16 protein-coding genes are annotated in these 21,317 nt (G+C 75.2%); 7 read left to right on the forward strand and 9 right to left on the reverse strand.

Features of this window, described 5'->3' with window-relative positions; translation table 11 throughout:
- The first annotated feature begins 24 nt into the window (after positions 1 to 24).
- Positions 25 to 4,746, forward strand: a complete 4,722-nt coding sequence (locus ACQPYX_RS20715; RefSeq protein ID WP_433799168.1) for an ATP-dependent helicase — start codon at positions 25 to 27, stop codon at positions 4,744 to 4,746.
- Between the two features lie 92 nt (positions 4,747 to 4,838).
- The gene (locus ACQPYX_RS20720) at positions 4,839 to 5,783 is read left to right on the forward strand and encodes a hypothetical protein (protein ID WP_433799169.1); all 945 of its coding nucleotides are present in this window, start codon (positions 4,839 to 4,841) and stop codon (positions 5,781 to 5,783) included.
- Here the strand turns inward: ACQPYX_RS20720 and ACQPYX_RS20725 are convergent.
- The 3 genes from ACQPYX_RS20725 to ACQPYX_RS20735 all read right to left on the reverse strand — a co-directional run bounded on the left by ACQPYX_RS20725 (position 5,774) and on the right by ACQPYX_RS20735 (position 8,259).
- Positions 5,774 to 6,760, reverse strand: a complete 987-nt coding sequence (locus ACQPYX_RS20725; protein WP_433799170.1) for an adenosine deaminase — start codon at positions 6,758 to 6,760, stop codon at positions 5,774 to 5,776. The two genes, ACQPYX_RS20720 and ACQPYX_RS20725, sit on opposite strands and share 10 nt — an antisense overlap.
- Positions 6,757 to 7,359 (reverse strand): hypothetical protein, encoded by a 603-nt coding sequence (locus ACQPYX_RS20730; RefSeq protein ID WP_433799171.1) that lies wholly within the window; start codon positions 7,357 to 7,359, stop codon positions 6,757 to 6,759. Before ACQPYX_RS20730 ends, ACQPYX_RS20725 begins: the two co-directional genes overlap by 4 nt.
- A 102-nt stretch (positions 7,360 to 7,461) precedes the next feature.
- Entirely contained in the window at positions 7,462 to 8,259 is a 798-nt protein-coding gene (locus tag ACQPYX_RS20735; RefSeq protein ID WP_433799172.1) for an IclR family transcriptional regulator, read from the reverse strand.
- Between the two features lie 128 nt (positions 8,260 to 8,387).
- Here ACQPYX_RS20735 and ACQPYX_RS20740 point away from each other — a divergent pair, with 128 nt between their 5' ends.
- The 4 genes from ACQPYX_RS20740 to ACQPYX_RS20755 all read left to right on the forward strand — a co-directional run bounded on the left by ACQPYX_RS20740 (position 8,388) and on the right by ACQPYX_RS20755 (position 13,849).
- On the forward strand, positions 8,388 to 10,235 hold the full coding sequence (locus ACQPYX_RS20740) for an alpha/beta hydrolase (protein ID WP_433799173.1): 1,848 nt from the start codon (positions 8,388 to 8,390) through the stop codon (positions 10,233 to 10,235).
- An 83-nt stretch (positions 10,236 to 10,318) separates the two neighbouring features.
- On the forward strand, positions 10,319 to 11,053 hold the full coding sequence (locus ACQPYX_RS20745; protein WP_433799174.1) for a CPBP family glutamic-type intramembrane protease: 735 nt from the start codon (positions 10,319 to 10,321) through the stop codon (positions 11,051 to 11,053).
- 92 nt (positions 11,054 to 11,145) lie between these two features.
- Entirely contained in the window at positions 11,146 to 12,858 is a 1,713-nt protein-coding gene (locus tag ACQPYX_RS20750; protein WP_433799175.1) for an MFS transporter, read from the forward strand.
- Between the two features lie 109 nt (positions 12,859 to 12,967).
- Entirely contained in the window at positions 12,968 to 13,849 is an 882-nt protein-coding gene (locus ACQPYX_RS20755) for a DNA-formamidopyrimidine glycosylase family protein (protein WP_433799176.1), read from the forward strand.
- 78 nt (positions 13,850 to 13,927) lie between these two features.
- Here ACQPYX_RS20755 and ACQPYX_RS20760 read toward each other — a convergent pair whose 3' ends face one another.
- The 5 genes from ACQPYX_RS20760 to ACQPYX_RS20780 form a co-directional block, all read right to left on the reverse strand.
- On the reverse strand, positions 13,928 to 15,415 hold the full coding sequence (locus ACQPYX_RS20760) for a M28 family peptidase (RefSeq protein ID WP_433799177.1): 1,488 nt from the start codon (positions 15,413 to 15,415) through the stop codon (positions 13,928 to 13,930).
- Positions 15,416 to 15,527: 112 nt separating this feature from the next.
- Positions 15,528 to 16,352 (reverse strand): PspA/IM30 family protein, encoded by an 825-nt coding sequence (locus ACQPYX_RS20765; RefSeq protein WP_433799178.1) that lies wholly within the window; start codon positions 16,350 to 16,352, stop codon positions 15,528 to 15,530.
- Positions 16,353 to 16,475: 123 nt separating this feature from the next.
- Positions 16,476 to 16,982, reverse strand: a complete 507-nt coding sequence (locus ACQPYX_RS20770; RefSeq protein ID WP_433799179.1) for a helix-turn-helix domain-containing protein — start codon at positions 16,980 to 16,982, stop codon at positions 16,476 to 16,478.
- A gap of 146 nt (positions 16,983 to 17,128) precedes the next feature.
- On the reverse strand, positions 17,129 to 17,704 hold the full coding sequence (gene pgsA, locus ACQPYX_RS20775) for a CDP-diacylglycerol--glycerol-3-phosphate 3-phosphatidyltransferase (RefSeq protein ID WP_433799180.1): 576 nt from the start codon (positions 17,702 to 17,704) through the stop codon (positions 17,129 to 17,131).
- An 11-nt stretch (positions 17,705 to 17,715) separates the two neighbouring features.
- A complete protein-coding gene (locus ACQPYX_RS20780) occupies positions 17,716 to 19,308 on the reverse strand; it encodes a MiaB/RimO family radical SAM methylthiotransferase (protein WP_433799181.1) in 1,593 nt (530 codons plus the stop codon).
- Between the two features lie 121 nt (positions 19,309 to 19,429).
- Between ACQPYX_RS20780 and ACQPYX_RS20785 the strand changes: the two genes are divergently transcribed.
- Entirely contained in the window at positions 19,430 to 19,945 is a 516-nt protein-coding gene (locus ACQPYX_RS20785; RefSeq protein WP_433799182.1) for an amino-acid N-acetyltransferase, read from the forward strand.
- A gap of 1 nt (position 19,946) precedes the next feature.
- Here ACQPYX_RS20785 and ACQPYX_RS20790 read toward each other — a convergent pair whose 3' ends face one another.
- A complete protein-coding gene (locus ACQPYX_RS20790; protein ID WP_433799183.1) occupies positions 19,947 to 21,266 on the reverse strand; it encodes a hypothetical protein in 1,320 nt (439 codons plus the stop codon).
- Positions 21,267 to 21,317: the final 51 nt, after the last annotated feature.

Here is a 21,317-nt window from a genome sequence, read left to right on the forward strand (position 1 = left end):
CGGTGACTGTCGGACCCGCGGGGTATGCATGACGCTGTGACCGTTCTCGACCGCTTCTCCCCCGCCACGCGGGACTGGTTCACCGGGGCCTTCGGTGAGCCGACCGCCGCGCAGGCGGGTGCGTGGGACGCGGTCGCCGACGGGGAGCACGCCCTGGTCGTCGCGCCCACCGGGTCGGGCAAGACGCTGGCGGCGTTCCTCTGGGCGCTCGACCGGCTCGCGTCCGCCCCGCTGCCCGAGGAGCCGACGCGGCGCTGCCGCGTGCTCTACGTGTCGCCGATGAAGGCGCTGACCGTCGACGTCCAGCGCAACCTCCGGTCGCCGCTCGCGGGGCTGCGCCAGGCCACGCATCGGCTCGGCCTGCCGGAGCCCGACATCACCGTCGGGTCCCGCACCGGCGACACCCCGGCCGACGAGCGGCGCACCTTCAACCGGACCCCGCCCGACGTCCTGGTGACCACCCCGGAGTCGCTGTTCCTGCTGCTCACCTCCGCGGCGCGCGAGTCGCTGCGCGGCGTCGACACGGTGATCGTCGACGAGGTGCACGCCGTCCTCGCCTCGAAGCGCGGCGCCCACCTGGCGCTCTCGCTGGAGCGGCTCGACGCCCTGCTCGACGCGCCCGCGCAGCGGATCGGGCTCTCGGCGACCGTGCGGCCGGTCGAGGAGGTGTCGACCTTCCTCGCGGGCGGACGCCCGGTACGGGTGGTGCAGCCGGAGTCGACCAAGGTCGTGCAGGTCGGCGTGGTCGTCCCGGTCGAGGACATGAGCGCGCTCGACGCCGGGGACAACCAGAGCGGCCCGGGGGTCGAGGAGGAGGTCGAGGGGTCGGCGGCCGGCGCGGCGCAGCGGGCGTCGATCTGGCCCGCGGTGCAGGAGAAGGTGCTCGACCTCGTGGAGGCGCACCGCTCCACGATCGTCTTCGCCAACTCGCGCCGGCTCGCCGAGCGGCTGACGGCGCGGATCAACGAGCTCGCCACGGAGCGGGCGGCCCTGGCGCAGGCCGAGGCCGAGCCGGTCGACCTCGACGATGCGCCCGACGACGAACCCGTGGTGACGAAGGGCCCGTTCCCGGCCGAGGCGGTCGGGCAGTCCGGGGTCGCCGAGCCCGCCGAGGTGATCGTGGCGCGGGCGCACCACGGCTCGATGAGCCGCACGCAGCGCACGCTCGTGGAGGAGGCCCTGAAGTCCGGGCAGCTGCCGTGCGTGGTCGCGACGTCGAGCCTGGAGCTCGGCATCGACATGGGCGCGGTCGACCTCGTGGTGCAGGTGGAGGCGCCGCCGTCGGTGGCGAGCGGGCTGCAGCGGGTCGGGCGCGCGGGCCACCAGGTCGGCGCGGTGTCCGAGGGCGTGGTGTTCCCGAAGTACCGGGGCGACCTCGTGTCGTGCGCGGTCGTGGCGGAGCGGATGGCGGCCGGGAAGATCGAGGCGATGCGCTACCCGCGCAACCCGCTCGACGTCCTGGCCCAGCACGTCGTCGCGATGACCGCGATGGAGAACTGGTCACTGACCGACCTCACGGCGCTCGTCCGCCGGGCCGCGCCCTTCAGCGGGCTGCCGGACTCGGCGATGACCTCGGTGCTCGACATGCTCGCGGGCCGCTACCCGAGCGAGGAGTTCGGCGAGCTGCGGCCCCGCATCACGTGGGACCGGGTCACCGACGAGCTGGCGGGGCGGCCGGGCGCGCAGCGTCTCGCGGTGACCTCGGGCGGCACGATCCCCGACCGCGGGCTCTACACCGTCGTCACGCCCGGCTCCGGGGAGAACGGCACGGGCGGCTCCCGGGTCGGCGAGCTCGACGAGGAGATGGTCTACGAGTCGCGGGCGGGCGACACGTTCCTGCTCGGGTCCACCACGTGGCGCGTCCTCGACATCACGCGAGACCGCGTGATCGCCGAGCCCGCTCCCGGCGTGCCCGGGCGGATGCCGTTCTGGAAGGGCGACGCCCTCGGCCGGCCGCTCGAGCTGGGCCGGGCGCTCGGCGCCTTCGTCCGCGAGATCGCCGGGGCCGACGACGCCGCGGCGCGGGAGCGCGCGGCCGCCGCGGGCCTCGACGCGTGGGCGGTCGACAACCTCGTCGGCTACCTCGGCGAGCAGCGGGACGCCACGCGGCACGTCCCGAGCGACCGCACGATCGTGGTCGAGCGGTTCCGCGACGAGCTGGGCGACTGGCGGATCGTGGTGCACTCCCCGTTCGGCGCGCAGGTCAACGCCCCGTGGGCGCTGGCGATCGCGGCGCGGTTCCGGGAGCAGCGCGGCCTCGAGGTCTCGGCGGCCTCGGCCGACGACGGGATCGTGCTGCGGCTGCCCGACACCCTCGACGACACGGGCGCGGAGATCCTCCCCGGCGCCGAGGACGTCCTGCTCGACCCCGACGAGGTCGACCAGCTGGTGACGGCGGAGGTCAGCGGCTCGGCCCTGTTCGCCGCCCGCTTCCGCGAGTGCGCGGCCCGGTCGCTGCTGCTCCCCCGCCGCGACCCGACACGACGCACCCCCCTGTGGCAGCAGCGGCAGAAGGCCGCCCAGTTGATGAGCGTCGCCTCGAAGTACGAGCAGTTCCCGGTGGTGCTCGAGACCTACCGGGAGTGCCTGCAGGACGTCTACGACGTGCCGGGCCTCGTCGAACTCATGCGCGACGTCCGCTCGCGCGCGGTGCAGGTGGTCGACGTCGCCACCCCGTCGGCCTCGCCGTTCGCGCGGACGCTGATGTTCGGCTACGTCGGGATGTTCCTCTACGAGATGGACGCCCCGCTGGCCGAGCGGCGGGCGGCGGCGCTCTCGCTGGACTCGACGCTGCTCGCCGAACTGCTCGGGTCGGAGGCCATCCGCGAACTCCTCGACGTCGAGGTCCTCGCCGAGGTCGAGGCGGGCCTGCAGCGCACCGACCCGGAACGCCACGTGCGCGACGTGGAGGGCACCGCCGACCTGCTGCGTTTCGTCGGCGACCTGACGACGGCGGAGGCCGCCACGCGCGGGGTGCGCGAGGAGTGGCTCGCGGAGCTGGAGACCGCACGTCGCGCGATCCGGGTGAAGATCGCCGGGGAGCGCCGGTGGGTGGCCATCGAGGACGCGGGGCGGCTCCGCGACGCGCTCGGCGCCGGCCTGCCCGTCGGGGTGCCCGAGGCGTTCACCGAGCCGGTCGCCGACCCGTTGGGCGACCTCCTCGCCCGGTACGCCCGCACCCGCGGCCCGTTCGCGGCGTCGGCCGCCGCGCGGCGCTTCGGGCTCGGCCCGGCCGTGGTGTCGTCGGTGCTGGAGCGGATGGCCGGCGCGGGCCGGCTGGTCCGCGGCGAGCTCCGGCCGAACGACGCCCCGCCGATCCCCGGCGACACGGGCACGGCCGACGGCGGCGTCGACTTCTGCGACGCCGAGGTGCTGCGCCGGATCCGGCGGGGGTCGCTGGCCCGGCTGCGGGCGGAGGTCGAGCCGGTCGAGCCGGCGGCGCTCGGCCGGTTCCTCCCGTCCTGGCACGGCATCGGCGGCCGGCGCCGCCGCGCGCCGAGCCCCGACGACGTGCTGAACGTGATCGAGCAGCTCGCGGGCGCACCCGTGCCCGCGAGCGCCTGGGAGTCGCTGGTGCTGCCGGCGCGGCTGCCCGGCTACACGCCGGCCCTGCTCGACGAGCTCACGACGGCCGGCGAGGTGACGTGGACCGGCTGCGGCACGCTCTCCGGCGGCGACGGGTGGCTCGCGGTCGCACCGGCTGACATCGCCGACCTGATGCTGCCCGAGCCCGACGACGGGTTGGACGGCTCGCCGCTGCACCGGGCGCTGCTCGAGGCCCTCGACGGCGGCGGCGCGCTGTTCTTCCGCACGCTCTCCGACCGCGCGGGCACGATCCTGCGCGACGCCGGCGAGACGATCCCCGACGACCCGACGACGGTCGAGGCGCTGTGGGATCTCGTGTGGGCCGGGCACGCCACGAACGACACCCTCGCCCCGGTCCGGGCGCTCGTGTCCGGCGGCGGGGGGCGGTCCAAGGCCGCCCACAAGCAGCGCCGGACGGCCTCGCGCGGCCGGTACGCCCGGGTCGGGCGCCCGCAGATGCCGTCGCGCACGGGCCCGCCGACGGTGGCCGGCCGCTGGTCGGCGGTGCCGGAGCGGGAGTCCGACCCGACCCGGCGCACGCAGGCCCGCACCGAGTCGTTCCTCGAACGGCACGGCGTGCTCACCCGCGGCGCGCTGGACACCGAGCGCATCACCGGGGGCTTCGCCGGCATCTACCCGGTCCTGCGCGCGATGGAGGAGTCCGGACGCTGCCGCCGGGGCTACGTCGTCGAGGGGCTCGGTGCGGCGCAGTTCGCGGTGCCGGGCGCGATCGACCGGCTCCGCGCCACCTCCCGCGACGACGACGCCTCCGCGCGTGGCCAGCAGGCCCTGGTCCTCGCCGCGACCGACCCGGCCCAGCCCTGGGGCGCGGCCCTGGAGTGGCCCCCGACGAAGGCGGCGCAGGACGGCACCACCGGGCACCGGCCGGGCCGCAAGGCGGGCGCGCTCGTGGTGCTCACCGACGGGGAGCCGACGATCTACGTCGAGCGCGGCGGGAAGTCGCTGCTGTCGTTCACCGACGACCGCGACCGGCTCACCGAGGCGGCGACCGCCCTCACCGCCGCCGTGAAGGACGGGTCCCTGGGCGGGCTGTCGGTCGAGCGCACCGACGGATCGAGCGCGATGGACGGCGTGCTCGCCGAGGCGCTGGGCGAGGCCGGCTTCCGCAACAGCCCGAAGGGCCTGCGCATCCGGGCGTGAGCCGCACGCGACATCCGGGCGGGGCCGGGCGCGGGCTCGGGCGCGGACGGGCAAGATGGGGCCCGGCAAGGCCGCCCACGAGAGGGAGACTGATGGCGCTGGCGTGTCCGAGCTGCGAGGTCGGAGCAGCGGAGTACGTCGGGATGGCGGACGACGGCCGCAACGAGATGCGGTGCACGTCGTGCGGCCACCACTGGATGCACGGCGCCCGGCCGGTCTCACCGCGCGCGGTCGTGGCGAAGCCCGTGAAGACCCCGACACCGCGGGCCCGTGCGCCGCGGGCGACGACGACCCCGCGGTCGAGCGCCCCGCGCAGCGCTGCCGCACCGGCGGCCGCCGCGGCGGCACCCGTCGTCCGACGCTTACCCACCCTCGACGACGTGCCCGGCGAGGCGCTCCAGCGGCTGGCCGCCCTCAAGGCGGCATGGCCCCGGCAGCGGCCGCGCCCCGACCCCTACGCCGCGGACTTCCGTCGGCTGTACGAGCTGATGTTCAGCCGCGCCGGGCTCCCGCACGCCGAGCCGGGGCAGCTGAAGGACTTCGTGACCACCGACGTGCTGGCCCTGTCCGGCAACACGTCCTCGTTCTCCCGGGAGTGGCGCAAGCTCGGCGACCGCGACGCCTCGCAGCGCTTCCGCGACGCGATCGAGTACCTGCTGCGCGGTGAGAGCGGCGACGACGAGCAGTCCCCGGACGACCCGCCGCTCCCCGACCGGTTCACCGCCCTCGTCGACCAGACCAGCCCGCACGCGATGGGCGGGGCGCGGGAGTCGGTGCTGACCCACGTCCTCGCCGTCGCCCGCCCGGAGCGCTTCCTGCCGATCCTCACCGTCGACGGCGGGTCGGGCGGCGAGGGCAAGCGGGAGATCGTGGCCTCGGTGCTCGGCGTCGAGCTCCCGCCGGTCGACCGCGGGCGGCACACGATCGGCCGGGTGGCGTGCGGGTCGAACGACCTGCTCGTCGACGCGCTCGGGGCCGGGTTCGCCGACCTCGACGACGCCGCCGCGTTCCTGCTCTGGGCCCACGCTCAGGCCTGAGCCCAGGCCGCCACCTCCGCCCGCAGCTCGGCCCGGCGCGTGTCGTCGACGAACGCGGCCTCGACGGCGTTGTCGGCGAGCGTCCGGACCTGTGACCGGTCGAGCCCGAGCGCCGCGGCGACCGCCCGGTGGTTGTCGTCGACGTAGCCGCCGAAGTAGGCCGGGTCGTCGGAGTGGATGCTGGCCGCGAGCCCGGCGTCGAGCATGGCCGGCAGCGGGTGCGCGGCGAGCGTGTCGACGCACCGCAGCCGCACGTTCGACAGCGGGCAGACCGTCAGCGGCACGGCCTCCTCGACGAGGCGGGCGACCAGCGCCGGGTCCTCGAGGCTGCGGATGCCGTGGTCGACCCGCTCGACGCCGAGCAGGTCCAGGGCCTCCCACACGTACGCCGCGGGCCCCTCCTCCCCCGCGTGCGCCACGAGCCGCAGGCCCTCGGCGCGGGCCCGGGCGTAGACGTCGGCGAACAGCGACGGCGGGTGGCCCAGCTCGGCCGAGTCCAGCCCGATCCCGAGCAGCGGCGTCCCGCTCGCGAGCAGTGCCTCCAGCACCGTGCCCGCCTCCGCGGCCGGCCGGTCGCGCAGGAAGCAGGGGATGAGCCCCGTCGTCATGCCCTCCGGCGCGGCGGCGAGCGCGCCCGCGACGCCCTCGAGCACCGCCTCGACGGGCACGCCCCGGGCGAGGTGGGCCTGCGGGTCGACGAAGAGCTCGACGTGCCGCACGCCCGCCGCGGCGGCCCGCGTCAGGTACGCCGTGGTCATCGCGGCGAAGTCCGCGGGCTCGCGCAGGACCGCCATGTTCGCGTAGTAGAGGTCGAGGAAGTGCTGGAGGTCGTCGAAGGCGTAGCGGGCACGCAGGTCGTCGAGGTCGGCGTACGGCAGCGGGACCCGGTTCCGCTCCGCCAGCTCCATGATCAGCTCGGGTTCGAGGGTGCCCTCGACGTGGACGTGCAGCTCGACGGCGGGCGGGGTGTCGGTCACGCCGGGGATCCTGGGCCATGGACCGCCGGGTCCGTGCAGGCCGTCCCGCGGTGCGCCGGATCGCAGCCGACCCGGTACAGCCGGGCGGAGACCGCGCCCGGCGTGCGCGCGAAGCGTCCCGCGAGTTCGTTAAGCACCTCCGCGCGAGGACGATCGGGATCGGCGGCGTGCCACGCCACGCGGAGAGCCGCGTCGTCCTCGGCCGACCACGGCAGATTGCCGTTCGCCGGGCGGGGCGGCGGGCGCCAGGACGCCCCGGGGAACGGGACGACCGCACCGTCGTCGTGGTCCCACGCCTCGGGCCAGTCGTCCCGCCACCCGAACCGGAGCCGTTCCTCGACCCAGGGGTCCTCCTCCGGCTCGGGCTCGCTCATCGGCCACAGCGGCGGATCCAGCGGGCCCGACGTGCCGAACTGGTCGTCGGCCCAGGCGGCCCGCAGCAGGGCGTACAGCCGCCGCGCCGGGAGCGACACCGAGCGCCCGGCCCCGTCGGGATCGTGCTCCGCCCCGACGGCCACGATCGCCACGTACGCCCGGGCGTCGAGGACCTGGATCCGCAGTTCGTGGTCCGCCTCGCGGACCGTGATCATCTCGCGCATGCGGTCAGCCTGCGGAGGCGGGCACGGCCCGGGCAACGAGCGCGCCGGCCCCTGTGGACAACCGGGGCGCATCCACAGGCCCGGTTGCTCCGATCGGCAGGCTCACTGCTGGCCGGAGGGCCCCACCCAGCCCAGCTTCGTCGACAGCTCGCGCGCCGCGTCGCGCATGTCCCCCACGATCGCCCGCGCCCGTCGCCGCGGCAGGCGGTAGGCCGGGCCGGACGCCGAGAGCGCGGCGACCACGGACCCGTCGTGGGCCCAGACCGGCACCGCCACGGCGTGCATCCCGACCTCGAGCTCCTCGAACGACCGCGCGTAACCCTCGTCGAGCACCCGGGCCAGCTCGGCACGCAGCGCGGCGGGCTCGGTGATGGTGGCCTCGGTGTAGCGGGGCAGGCGGCGCCGCAGCAGGACGCGCTGCTCGGCGTCGTCCATGTGCGCGAGCAGCACCTTCCCGGCCGACGTCGCGTGCAGCGGGGTGCGGCGGCCGACCCAGTTCTGGGTGCTCACCGTCGACGTGCCGAACTCCTGCGCCACGTTGATCGCGGCCTCGCCGTCGGACACGGCGATGTTCACGGTCTCCCCGACGATCTCGGCGAGGGCCTGGCAGGTGGGCTGACCGAGGCGGGCGAGGTCCATCCGGCCGGTCGTCGCCGCGGCGAGGCGCACGATCCCGAAGCTCAGGGTGTACTTGCCGCGGTCGCCGAGCTGCTCGAGCAGGCCCCGCCGCTGCAGCGCCGACACCAGCCGCGACGCCGTGGACTTGTGGACACCGAGCTCCTCGGCGATCTCCGTGATGCCGGCCTCACCGCGCGCAGCCAGGATCTCGAGGATCGTGATGGCCCGGTCCACCGACTGGACGGACGAGCGGTCTCCGGGTTCACCGTCCGTCTTGGTCATCCCGGGCAGTGTAACGACCCCGAACGGCGCAGCGCGGACACGCGACGAACGCGTCCGAACCGGACGAGTCCGCCCACACGCGAGGGTCCCACCGTTCGGCGCAGCGGTGCAGGGTCCAGACTGGTCGGGTGCCCAGGGTCGAGACCGACGAGCCCGCCGCCGCGCCGCCCCCGTCGTCGGGATCGGACACCGACGGCACCGACACCGGCCCGCTCCACGGCACCCGACCCCGCCCGCCCGCCGCGCACGTCGTGCACCGGGGCCCGGGGCCGCTCGACCGGCCCGGGCTGCGGTGGCTGCGCGTCGACGCCCTCGGCCTCGCGGTCGCGGTCGCGTTCGGGTCGCTCGCCATGACGCCGTCGCTGATCCCGCGCGACTGGATGGTGCAGGGCCTCGCGACGGGACTCTCGGCCGCCGCCGGGTACGGCGTCGGGACCACGCTGTGGTTCCTCATCCGCCGCACCCGCGTGGGGGTGCGGCTCGTCGCCCGGGCCCGGAGCTGGGTGCCGCACCGCGTCCGGATGGCCGCGTGGCCGATCCTGCTCGTCGCCGCCGCGGTCGTCGTGGTGATCGCCCTGGTCGCCGGGGTGCACTGGCAGCGGGAGCTGGCGGTCCTCGTCGGGATGGAGCCGCCGACGCTGCTCGGCTACTCGCGCGCGGTCCCCCTGGGGATCGTCGTGGCGATGCTGCCGATCGCGGTCGTCCGGCTCGTGCGCCACGCCGACCACGTGCTGGTGCGCGGACTGCGCCGCTACGCCCACCTGCCCCGGCGCATCGCCGCCGCGGTGGCCGTCGTCCTGCTGGCGGTCCTGCTCGCGGGCTTCCTCAACCAGGTCGTCCTGGGCGGCACCCTCGCCGTCGTCGACCAGGCCTTCTCCGGCGTGAACGACGAGTCCTACCCCGGCTTCGACCAGCCGACGAGCCCCCTGCGGTCGGGCTCCCCGGCCTCGCTCGTGCCGTGGGAGACCCTCGGCAAGGAGGGCCGCCGCTTCGTCGCCGCGGGCCTGGACCCCGCGATCCTCGCGCGCGCCGGCAACCGGCCGGCCGTCGAGCCGATCCGCGCCTACGTCGGCCTGGAGTCGGCCCCGGACGCCCAGAGCCGCGCCGACCTCGCCGTCGCCGAGCTCGACCGCGAGGGGGCCTTCTCCCGTCCCGTGATCGCGGTGATCACGACGACGGGGACGGGCTGGGTCGACGACCCGGTGTCCAACTCGCTGGAGGCGATGTACGGCGGGGACACCGCGATGGTCGCCACGCAGTACTCCTACCTGCCGAGCTGGCTGTCCTTCCTCTTCGACGGGGCGCGCGCGGGCGAGGCCGGCCGGTTGCTCATCGACGCGGTGCACGCCCGCATCGAGGCGATCCCGGCCGGTCAGCCCCGGCCCCGCATGCTCGTGTTCGGCGAGAGCCTCGGCTCGCAGGGGTCGGAAGCGGCGTTCTCCTCGCTCGCCGACGTCCGCGCCAACACCGACGGCGCGCTCTGGGTGGGCCCGCCGAACTCCAACCGGCTGTGGTCGCAGATCGTGACCCGCCGCGACCCGGGGACCCCCGAGATCCTGCCGACGTACGCCGACGGCCTGGTGGTGCGCTTCGCCGCCGGCGCGGGCAGCGCCACGGTGGCGCAGACCCCGCCGACACCGTGGATCACGCCGCACGTGCTCTACCTCCAGCACGCCTCGGACCCCGTCGTCTGGTGGTCGCCGCGCCTGCTCTGGGAACGTCCGGACTGGCTCGTCGAGCCCCGCGGGCCGGACGTGCTCGGCGCGATGAGCTGGTACCCCGTCATCACCTTCTGGCAGGTGACGATCGACCTGGTCAACGCCGTGAACGTGCCGCCCGGGCACGGGCATGTGTACGCGGGCGAGGTGCTCGACGGCTGGGCGGCGGTGGGCGCCCCGCAGGGCTGGACGGCGGCCGACACCGCGCGGGTGCAGCAGGCCCTCGTCGGCACCTCGGCGAGCACCGCCGCCGGCTGACCGCCCGGTGTGCGGGCCCTCACGGCTCGCACACAGGGCGGGATGGCACCGTGGAGGGGTCCTGACCGCAGCCCCGAGGTGACATGACCCCCGCCCTCCCCGCCGCTCCCCCGGCCGTCCGTCGCGTCCCCGCCGTCCTCGTCCTCTCCGCCGTCGTGGCGGTCGTGGCCGTCGGCCTGGTCGCCTGGAACAACCTCCTCGTCCCGGCGCTGCCCGCCGACCCGGTGGTCCGCATGATCGCGAACGTCGCCGGGGTGCTGGTGCTCGTGCTCGCGGCCCGGGCGGGTGGCCTGACCTGGCGGGACCTGGGGCTCTGCCCGACGACGTGGCGGGCCGGTCTGCGCTGGGGCGGTGCCGCGGTCGGGGTCGCCGCGCTGGGCTACGCCGTCGCGTTCCTGCTGCCCGCCACCCGACCGCTGCTGGAGAACCCGAGCGTGGAGGCCAGCTCGTCCTCCCAGCTCGTGCTGCGGGCGCTGCTGCTCATCCCGGTCGGCACCGTGCTCTGCGAGGAGCTGGCCTTCCGCGGGGTCCTGCACGGCCTCACCGAGCGGGCCTGGGCGGGCCGCCTCTGGGCCGGTCGCGGCGTGGTGTTCGCCGTGGCGTCCGCGTTCGCGGTGTGGCACCTCGCGGGCGCGCTGGCCGCGCCGGCCGGCGGCGTGCCGGTGCTCGGCGTGCTCGTGGTGCTGTTCGTGACCGCCCTGGGCGGCGTGGTGATGTCGGTGGTGCGGCGCCGGACCGGGTCGCTGTTCGCGTCGATCGGCATCCACCTCGGCACCAACGTCGTCGGGCTCGTCGCGGTCCTGCTCGCCACCCGCTGATGGTGAGATAGGGAATATCCGGGCACCTCCGGACGTTCCGCACGTCTAGTGTTTCGTTGCGCAATACACGAAACAGGCGGATCGGAGGACGGGTGGCGCAGGCTGACGTCGGAGTTCGGCCGGGCGCGTCGCCCGCGCTGGTCGTCGCGGTCCTCTCCTCGGTGGGGTTGATCGCCTCGCTGTGCATGACGCTGGTGGTACCGATCGTCCCCCAGCTGCCCGGCCTGCTCGCCACGACACCGGCGAACGCCTCCTGGGTGATCACCGCGACGCTGCTCGGCGGCGCGGTCGCCACCCCCATCGCCGGCCGGCTCGGCGACATGATCGGCAAGCGACGGGTCCTCGTGGCCACCCTCGCCCTGCTCGTCGTGGGCGCCCTGATCTGCGCGCTGACGTCCTCGCTCGTCCCGGTGCTCGTCGGGCGCTCACTGCAGGGCGTGGCGGTCAGCGCCGTGCCGCTGGGCATCAGCCTGATGCGCGACGCACTGCCCCCGGAGCGCCTCGGCTCCGGCATCGCGCTGATGAGCGCGACGCTCGGCATCGGCGGCGGGCTCGGCCTGCCCCTCTCGGCCCTGATCGTGCAGATCGCCGACTGGCACGCGCTGTTCTGGACCGCCGCCGTCCTCGGCGCCGCCGGCATCCTGCTGATCCTCGCGATCATCCCCGAGTCCGCCCAGCGCTCGGGCGGACGGTTCGACGGCGTCGGCGCCGTCGCCCTCACCGTCGGCCTCGTCCTCGGCCTCCTCGCGATCTCCAAGGGCGCCGAGTGGGGCTGGGGCAGCGCCACGACGCTCGGCTCCGCGATCGGCGCGGTCGTCGTGCTGCTCGCGTGGGGCGCCTGGGAGCTGCGCACGCGCGACCCGATCGTCGACCTGCGGGTCACCGCCCGCCGCGCCGTGCTCGTGCCGAACCTCGTGTCGGTCCCGGTCGGGGTCGCGATGTTCACCGGCATGGTGACCTTCCCGCAGCTGCTGCAGGCCCCGACGTCGTCGGGCTACGGGCTCGGGCTCTCGCTGCTCGCCGCCGGCCTCGTGCTGGCGCCCAACGGCATCGTCATGATGGTGATGTCGCCGGTCACCGCGCGCGTCTCGGCGCGCTTCGGGCCCCGCACCTCGTTGCAGATCGGGCTCGTGATCATCGTGATCGCGTACGCGCTCGGCACGATGCTGCTCTCGCAGCCGTGGCACGTCGCGCTCGTGATCTCGCTGGTCGGCGCCGGGGTGGCCCTGGCCTACGGCTCGCTGCCGGACCTGATCATGCGCGCGGTCCCCACCGACAAGACCGCTGCCGCGAACGGGCTCAACACGCTGATGCGCTCGGTCGGCACCTCGACCGCCTCCGCGGTGGCCGCGGTGGTGCTCTCGGCGATGGTGATCCGGACGCCGACGTTCACCGGCCCCTCGCTCGCGGGGCTGCAGACCACGCTGTGGATCGCCGCCGGGTGCGGCCTCGTCGCGCTCGTCGCCACCGCGCTGATCCCGGTGCTGCCGCGGTCGCGCTCGGTGGACACCGTGGTCGTCGAGACCGAGGCCGGCCTTCCCGACGACGAGCGTGGTCCCGCCGTGCACGGGCACGTCCGACTCGCCGGGGGCGCCCCGGCGGCCGAGGCGCACGTGACCCTGGTGGACCTGCACGGCCGTCAGCTCGCGGTCGTCCCGGTGGCGCCCGACGGGGCCTTCTGCGCGCCCGTCGACCACCCGGAGACCGTGCTCGTGATCGCCAGCGGCCCGGGCGGACGGCCGACCGCCCAGCACGTGTCCCCGGCCGAGCGGTCGGCGCCGCGGGACCTGGTCCTGGCCCGCTAGGGCACCCGACGAGTGCCAGCAATGCGTCACTGCTGTCACTGGACGCCAGGAAAGCCACATCGTCCCGCGGCGACGGATGGACCCGCCGTCCGCGGGGCACCATGGGGACATGCCCGAGGGTGACACCGTGTTCCTCGCCGGCCGGCGCCTCGACGACGCGCTGGCCGGGAAGGAGCTGACCCGGGGCGAGCTGCGGCACCCGCGGCTGATCGGCCACGACCTCGCGGGGCGGACGGTCGAGGAGGTCGTGTCCGTCGGGAAGCACCTGTTCACCCGGTTCGACGACGGGCGGAGCCTGCACAGCCACTTCCGCATGGACGGGTCGTGGCACCTGTACCGACCGGGCCGGCCGTGGCGGGGGGCCGACCACGAGATCCGGGCGATCCTGGCCGTCTCCGACCGGGTGGCGGTCGGGTTCCGGCTGCACGACCTCGAGCTGCTGCCCACCGACGAGGAGGACCGCTTCGTCGGCCACCTCGGGCCCGACCTGCTCGGCGACGACTGGGACGACGAGGCCTCGGCCGCCGAGGTGCTCCGGCGGCTGCGCGCCGACCCCGACCGCGAACTGGGGACGGCACTGCTGGACCAGCGGGTGGCGTGCGGGGTCGGCAACCTCTACAAGGCGGAGATCTGCTTCCTGCTCAAGGTGTCCCCGTGGACGAAGGTCGGCGACCTGAGCGAGAAGCAGGCCGCGGACGCCGTGAGCTGGTCGCGGAAGCTGCTGCTGCGCAACGCCTGGCGCCCGGAGCAGTCGACCACCGGCGACCTCGGCGAGGGCGCCCAGCACTGGGTGTTCGAGCGGGGCGGCCGGAACTGTCGCCGCTGCCGGGACGTGGTGCGGGTGGCCCGGCAGGACGACGGGACGAAGGACGCCGAGGACCGGGTCGCCTACTGGTGCCCGACCTGCCAGCCCGGCCCGCACCCAGACGTGCCGCGTTCCCGGGGCGGGCGCCGACCGCAGCAGCAGACGGGTCGCCGCGCCCGCTACTGACGCCTCCTGGTTCCGAACGAGCGGCACTGTCGCGCACATAGATGCTGCGAGAGTGCCGTTCGCTCGAAGTCGGAGGCCCTACCGTGGCTGACGCTGGGCCCGGGGTGGGACGCCGTCGGGGCCGGTGAGGTCGAGCGCGTACCCGCCGACGGTCGCGGCGATGGCGCGCACGTTCCGGTCGAACGCGACCCGGTCGAGGTTGGCCAGGTCGTCGCGCGCGGTGTGGTAGTTCGGGTCGAACGACTCCCCCGCGCGTCCGCCCCAGCGCGCTGCCTGCTCCGGCGTCTTGCGCTCCTCGGCGCCGGTGAACAGACCGCCGGCCGGGATCCCGGCGGCGATGAAGGGACCGTAGTCCGAGCGGCCGTCGAAGTCGGTGCCCTGCCCCTGCACGCCGACCTGGCCCAACGCGGCGAGCAGTCGACGCTCGATCGCCGCGGACCCGGGCGGCCCGGCGGGGGCGCCGACCCGGTCGGAGTCGTCGCCGTCGTAGGCGAAGTAGCCCGCGTTCGGCGAGGCGACCATGTCGAAGTTCAGCAGCAGCGCGATGTCCCGCTTGCGCTCCAGGTCGAGCCCGGCCACGTACGCCTCGGACCCGAGCAGCCCGAGCTCCTCGGCGCCCCACCACGCGAATCGGACCGCGTTCGTCACCGGCGGCGACCCGCCGAGGCGCAGGGCGGTCTCCAGCAGCGCCGCGGACCCCGAGCCGTTGTCGTTGATGCCCGGTCCCTCGGGGACGCTGTCGAGGTGGGCGCCGGCCATGACGACCTCGTCGGTACGGCCGGTCGTGGTCTGGGCGATCACGTTGCGGGTCTGCCGGGTCTCCGACCGGGTCTCCAGGACGAGCGTCGCCGGGGTGCCGGAGCGGGCGAACAGGGCGTCACCGTCGGTCTTCGAGAGCCCCGCGACCGGCAGCCGGGCCTCGGCCACCGACCCGAGCGTCCCGTTGAGCGGGCCCGCCTCCGTGTTCACGACGACCATGGCGGCCGCTCCCGCGTCGGCGGCCAGCTGCTGCTTCTGCGTGAACGGGCACACGCCGCGGCGGGCGACGACGATCGCGCCCCGCACGGTCGGCGGGAAGTCGGCCGCCTCGCACGCGGGCGTGGGGTCGGCCAGGGCGTCGGCGAGGGCCACGAGCGGCGCCGTGAGCCCGCCGGGCGGGGTGGCGCGGGAGTAGGTGAGCGCGACCGGGCCGGGCACGGGTGTTCCGCCGACCGCGAGGGTCTGCGCGCCGGGGGTGAACACGTCGAAGTCGAAGGTCGGCGTCTCGACCTGCCAGCCCGCCTCCCGCAGCCGGCCGGCCACGTCGTCGACGCTCTGGTCGTAGCCCGGGGACCCGGAGGCGCGATTGCCGCCGTTGCGGGTCGCGATCTCCTGGAACCGCTGGAGGTGGGTGAACGCGCCGTCGCCGGTGACCTCGGCGGCCAGCCGGGCGGGCAGGCCGGGGTCGGGCGCCGGAGGCGCAGCGGGTGCGGACGGCGCGGCGACGGTGGGCGCCGCGGCACCCCCGCAGCCCGCGATCACGAGGACGACGAACACCGACACCGCGACCAGCCCCGAGCGCCTCATCGCCCTGGACTGTAGGGCCGATCGGACAGGTCGGCACGAAATGCACGAACGGGCCGTTCGTCACGGTCTCCCGTGCCGAACGGCCCGTTCGTGGATGGTGCGGTGCCTGCGCTCAGTTCTGCTGCGGCGGCGCGTACTGCTGGGTCGGCTGCGCGGGCGCGGGCTGCGCCGGCTGCGTCTGACCCGCCGCGGGCTGGCCCTGGGTGACCTGCCCCGGTCCCTGCATCGACGCCCGGATCTGCTCCAGCCGGCTCTGCCCGGCGAAGTCGGTGGACGCCTGCTGCACCTCGAGCATCCGGCCCTGCACGCTGTTCTGCGCGAGCTCCGCCTGGCCGAGGGCGGTGGTGTACCGCTTCTCGATCTTGTCGCGGACCTCGTCCAGGGACGGGGTGTTGCCCGGTGCCGCGACCTCGCTCATCTGGCGCAGCGAGTTCGACACCTGCTCCTGCATCTTCGCCTGCTCGAGCTGGCTGAGCAGCTTGGTGCGCTCGGACAGCTTCTGCTGCAGGACCATCGCGTTGCGCTCGACGGCCGCCTTGGCCTGCTGCGCCGCGCCGATCGACTGGTCGTGCAGGGTCTTGAGGTCCTCGACGTTCTGCTCGGCGGTCACCAGTTGCGTGGCGAACGCCTGCGCCGACTGCTCGTACTGCTGCGCGGCCTGCTCGTCGCCCTTGGCGCGAGCCTGGTCGGCCATCGTCAGCGCCTGCCGCGCCGACGACTGCAGCTTCTCGATGTCACCCAGCTGGCGGTTCAGCTTCATCTCCAGCTGACGCTGGTTGCCGATCACCGAGGCCGCCTGCTGCGACAGCGCCTGGTGCTGGCGCTGGGCGTCCTCGATCGCCTGCTGGATCTGCACCTTGGGGTCCGCGTGCTCGTCGATCTTCGACGAGAACGCTGCCAGGAAGTACTTCCAGGCCTTCACGAAGGGGTTGGCCATCTGCTCCCGCCCAACTCGTCACCGTCCGCACAGGCCGCTGACGCTGACCTGGTCCGTACCCATCGTGTCAGCTCCGTCCGCGGGCTTCCACCGAGGTCCTCCCCGGCGTGGCGGACGGGCGACTCACGCCGCCGAGCGCACCGTGTCCGGGCGGCCCAGCGTCACGAGCTCGACGAGCCGCAACTCGCCCGTCGCGTCGTCCTCGGTGCCGTCCTCGACGTCGGGCTCGGGCGTCTCCACGAGGTCGACCACCTCGGCCGCCGGGTCCGCCGCCGGGGCGGCGTCCTCGGTCTCGGCCGGGGCGCCCTCGAAGGCCTCCTCGACCGCCGAACGCAGTGCGGGGTCCACCGCGAGCCGCCGGTCGGCCAGCCGCGCCGGGCGACGGGCACGGTCCGGCTCGGGGCGCATCGTGGCCGCGACGTCGTCGAGCAGGTCGGGCAGCGGCAGCGCGAGCGCCTCGCAGATCGCGGCGAGCAGCTCGCTCGAGGGCTCCTTGCGCCCGCGCTCGATCTCGGACAGGTAGCCCAGGCTCACGCGCGCGTCCCGCGAGACGTCCCGCAGGGTCCGCCGCCGCTCGGTGCGGGCGCGACGGATCGTCCCGCCGATCGCCTCGCGCAACAACAGCGCCATGAGCGCACCTCCCGGCCGCACCCGCCGTCGGGAACTCGCGGCCCCGAGGAGAGCCCGGCATCGATGACCGTTCCGACCACGGTACCGACTCCCACGCCCCCGCGTCGGGGCGCGGCGCCCCGTTCACCGTGGGCGAACTGGACCGCTCAGTGCAGTGCGGCCCGCCGCAGCCGGATCGCCTGGGCGACGTAGTCGAGCCCGGTCACCACCGTCACCACCACCGCGAGCAGGAACAACGTCGCGACGCCGGGGGCCGCCCAGGCCGGGAGCGGCATGATCGCGAGCCCCAGCGCGAACGTCTGCAGCACCGTCTTGACCTTGCCGCCGCGGCTCGCCGGGATCACCCCGTGGCGCAGCACCCAGAAGCGCAGGGCGGTGACGCCGAGCTCGCGGACCGCGATGACGATCGTCACCCACCAGCCCAGCTCGCCCAGCACCGAGAGCCCGACCAGCGCCGCCCCCACGAGCGCCTTGTCGGCGATCGGGTCGGCGATCTTGCCGAAGTCGGTGACGAGGCCCCAGCGGCGGGCGAACTCGCCGTCGAAGGAGTCGGTGACCGAGGCGACCGCGAACACGACGAACGCGGCCCAGCGCCACCAGGCGTCGTGCCCGCCGGCCGTGAACAGGGCGACGAGGAAGACGGGGACCAGCACCAGCCGCACCACGGTGAGCGCGTTGGCGATGTTGACCAGCGGTACGGGCCTCCGGTCCACCGGATCCACGGCCTGTTGGGTCACCGGGCGCCCGCCGCGGCGGGCTCACGGTCGACGGTGGGGGTGAGCACCTCGAGGGCCTCGACGACGAGGTCGACGCCCTCCGAGGCCACGACGAGGCAGCGGACCATCGCGCCGCGGTGCAGACCGGCGAGGAGGTCCTCGTCGCCGGTCAGCAGGCACTCGCCGTCGACGTCCGGGCCCTGGTGGGCAGCACGGCCGATCCAGACGAGGTCGCCGGGCTCGGTGTCCTCGACCTCGGTCTCGTCATCCGGCTCGTCGGGGAGGTCGGTCATCTCCGGCTCGGCGTCGAGGCCGAGCTCCGCGAGGTCGAGGTCCTCGACGTCGGCCAGGTCGGGGTAGGCGGCAGCCGCGGCCTCGGAGAGCTCCTGGCGCTCGACCAGCACCTCGACCTCGGTGCCGATCCGGCGGGCGGCGCGGTCGGCGCTGACCACCTCGACCAGCGAGGTCACCCGCTCGACGCGGGCGGCGACCTCGGCGGGGTCGATCTTGTCCGGGAGGTCGGCGGCCTCGGTGCCGTCCTCGTCGGAGTAGCCGAACACCCCGACGGCGTCCAGCTCGGCCTCCGACAGGAACGCCTCGAGCTCGGCCAGGTCCTCCTCGGTCTCGCCGGGGAAGCCGACGATGACGTTGGACCGGATGCCCGCCTCGGGGGCGAGGGCGCGGATCTCGGCGCACAGCGCGAGGAAGGAATCGCGCGAGCCGAACCGGCGCATGCGTCGCAGCAGCGGGCCGGAGGCGTGCTGGAAGGAGAGGTCGAAGTAGTCGGCCACCCGCGGCGTGCGCGCGATCGCGGCCAGCAGCGGCGGGCGCACCTCGGCGGGCTGCAGGTAGGACACCCGGACCCGGCGCAGGCCCGGCACCTCGGCGAGGTCGCCGAGCAGCCGCTCGAGGGCTCCCCCGGCGGCGCCGCGCGCGTCGATGTCCTTGCCGTAGGAGGTCGAGTTCTCGCTGACCAGCGTCACCTCGGCGACGCCGTGGTCGGCGAGCCAGGCGGCCTCCGCGACGACGTCCTGCGGCGCGCGGGAGACGAACGCCCCGCGGAAGGACGGGATCGCGCAGAAGGCGCAGCGGCGGTCGCAGCCGGAGGCGAGCTTGAGCGGGGCGACCGGCGCGTCGTCGAGGCGGCGGCGGGGCACCTCGGGCAGCCAGTCGTGGCCGGGGATGCTGCCGTCGCGGACCGCCTCGGGCCGCTTCACCGGGCTGATCGGCAGCAGCGTGCGGCGGTCGGCGGGCTGGTGCGAGGCCAACGGGCGACCGGCCAGCACGTCGTCGAGACGCTCCCCGATCGCGCCGTAGTGGTCGAACCCGAGCACGGCGGTGGCCTCGGGCAGGGCCTCGGCGAGCTCCGCGCCGTACCGCTCGGCCATGCAGCCGACCGCGACGACCTTGGTGTCCGGCCCGCCCGCGGCGAGCACGGCGTCGACCGAGTCCTTCTTGGCCTGCTCGACGAAGGTGCAGGTGTTCACGAGCACCACGTCCGCGGTGCCGTCGTCGTCGGCCGAGACGTCCCAGCCCTCGGCGGCGAGCCGCCCGGCGAGTTCCTCGGAGTCGACGTCGTTGCGCGCGCACCCCAGGGTCACGAGCGCCACACGGCCCCGGGCCTGCTCCTCGGATGCGCCCGCGCGGGTATCCCCAGAACGCTGTGGCACCCGTCCAGGGTAGACGCACCGGGACCGACCGCCGGTGCTCCGGTGCCTACAGTGGCACCCCGTGTCATCGTCGCTCTCGTCCCCGGTCCTGCTGCGACGCGCCCGGACGGCCGATGTCCGCGGGATCAAGGCGCTGGTCGACTCGTTCGCCGACGACAACATCCTGCTGCGCAAACCGCTGGTCACCCTGTACGAGACGGTGCAGGAGTTCCGCGTCGCGGTGCGCGGCCGGGACGTCATCGGGTGCGGCGCGCTGCACGTGCTGTGGGAGAACCTCGGCGAGATCCGCACCATCGCCGTGCACCCCTCGACGCAGGGCGGTGGCGTCGGCCACACCCTCGTGGAGGAGCTGATCGCGCAGGCCCGCGCCCTGGGGCTGGCCAGCCTGTTCGTGCTGACCTTCGAGGTGCCGTTCTTCGAGCGGCTCGGGTTCCGCGAGATCGAGGGCTCGCCGGTGAGCCAGGAGATCTACCTCGAGATGATGCAGTCGGCCGACGAGGGCGTCGCGGAGTTCCTCGACCTCGCCTACGTCAAGCCGAACACCCTGGGCAACACCCGGATGCTGCTCGACCTGTAGCTCAGGCGGCGCGGGCGGACCCGGGCTCGGGGACGGCCTGCGGCATCGGCGTGATCTCGGCGCCGCCGCCCGTCGGGAGGACGACCCGCACCGCGAGGGTGCCGCTCGTGTCGGTCACCTCGACGGTGCCGCCGAGGACCGCGGCCCGCTCGGCGAGGGCGGGCGGGACGTCGCCGGCGCGGCGGGCGTGGGCACGCGCCACCTCGAGCGCGAGCGCGTCGGCGCGGTGCTCCACCGACACGCTCGCCGGGACCGGTCCGGGGCACGAGGCGACGTCGACGACGAGGTCGGTGAGCAGCCGCGCGGCGAGCAGACCGACCTCGGGCCGCCCGGTGTCCGGCACGCCGCACACCACCACCGACGGCGGGCGTCCGGCGCGGCGGGCAGCGGTGTTCCCGGCGCGCGCGGTCTGTTGGGCGTCGGCGACGAGCATCGCGACCCGACCCGTGTCGAGGGCCCCGTCCACCACGGTCTGCGGGCGTGGGCTGAGGTCGACCGCGGTGAGCGCCGGCAGCACCCCGGCGAGGCGGTGCCGGGCGACCCGGATCCGCCGGGCCTCCGCGCTCCCCGACGCGAGCACCGCCAGCTCGTGCACCAGCGTGCGGTGGACGACGGGCGCGAGGCCGAGCCGGCCGTGGGCGTCGCAGCGACCCAGGGCGTCGACCGCGCCGAGCCAGCGCCGTCGGCGGGCGGCCGTGGCGCCGCGACGACGGTGCAGCCCGATCCCCCACGCGGCGGCGAGGACGACGCCGAGCAGCAGGCAGGCCCCGGACTCCGGGGCCGCGCCGGTCGGCAGGTCGACCGCGCCGGCCACCATCCCGGCCGCGGGTGCGGCCGTCGTCGCGAACGGGGCGGCGACGGCGAGGACGCCGAGCACGAGGGCGAGTCCGAGGGCGGAGGCGGCGGGCGGTGCGTGCCGGGCGGTGACGGCCATGGCGACCGCGAGCACCAGCACGAGCACCGGGCCGGCCGCCACGGACGCGGGCAGCAGCACCGCGACGAGCGCGAGCAGGGCGAGGGCGGCCGCCACGACGACGGTCCCGACGACGAACCACGGCCACCGGACGCCCCCGGTCGCCGTCGGGGCCTCGACGGTCGGGAGCCCGCCGAGCGCGGCGGCCCGGCGGGTCGCGTCGAGCGCGGCGGCGGCGTGCGTCGGTTCGGCGTCCTCGGGGTCGGTCTCGAGGCGGTGCAGGTGGTCGACGACGACGGCGCGGAGGTCGGCCGCGACGCGGTCCCGCTCCCGGGCGACGGTGCCCGGGACGTCGACGTCCGGGTCGTTCGCCGAGTTCGCCGAGTTCTCTGTCTCGTCACCGATCATGTCCGCCACTCCCGACCCCCGGAGGAACCAGCCGTGGGGCAGCCTGACAGA

This window comes from Actinomycetospora sp. CA-084318 (assembly GCF_050955885.1).
Lineage (GTDB): Bacteria > Actinomycetota > Actinomycetes > Mycobacteriales > Pseudonocardiaceae > Actinomycetospora.

Excerpts from the sequence above, each read along its gene's own strand:
- ACQPYX_RS20790 (WP_433799183.1), bottom strand. The coding sequence starts at position 21,266 with ATGATCGGTGACGAGACAGAGAACTCGGCGAACTCGGCGAACGACCCG.
- ACQPYX_RS20765 (WP_433799178.1), bottom strand. The coding sequence starts at position 16,352 with ATGGCCAACCCCTTCGTGAAGGCCTGGAAGTACTTCCTGGCAGCGTTC.
- ACQPYX_RS20720 (WP_433799169.1), top strand. The coding sequence starts at position 4,839 with ATGGCGCTGGCGTGTCCGAGCTGCGAGGTCGGAGCAGCGGAGTACGTC.
- ACQPYX_RS20715 (WP_433799168.1), top strand. The coding sequence starts at position 25 with ATGCATGACGCTGTGACCGTTCTCGACCGCTTCTCCCCCGCCACGCGG.
- ACQPYX_RS20755 (WP_433799176.1), top strand. The coding sequence starts at position 12,968 with ATGCCCGAGGGTGACACCGTGTTCCTCGCCGGCCGGCGCCTCGACGAC.
- ACQPYX_RS20770 (WP_433799179.1), bottom strand. The coding sequence starts at position 16,982 with ATGGCGCTGTTGTTGCGCGAGGCGATCGGCGGGACGATCCGTCGCGCC.
- ACQPYX_RS20730 (WP_433799171.1), bottom strand. The coding sequence starts at position 7,359 with ATGCGCGAGATGATCACGGTCCGCGAGGCGGACCACGAACTGCGGATC.
- ACQPYX_RS20760 (WP_433799177.1), bottom strand. The coding sequence starts at position 15,415 with ATGAGGCGCTCGGGGCTGGTCGCGGTGTCGGTGTTCGTCGTCCTCGTG.
- ACQPYX_RS20745 (WP_433799174.1), top strand. The coding sequence starts at position 10,319 with ATGACCCCCGCCCTCCCCGCCGCTCCCCCGGCCGTCCGTCGCGTCCCC.
- ACQPYX_RS20735 (WP_433799172.1), bottom strand. The coding sequence starts at position 8,259 with ATGACCAAGACGGACGGTGAACCCGGAGACCGCTCGTCCGTCCAGTCG.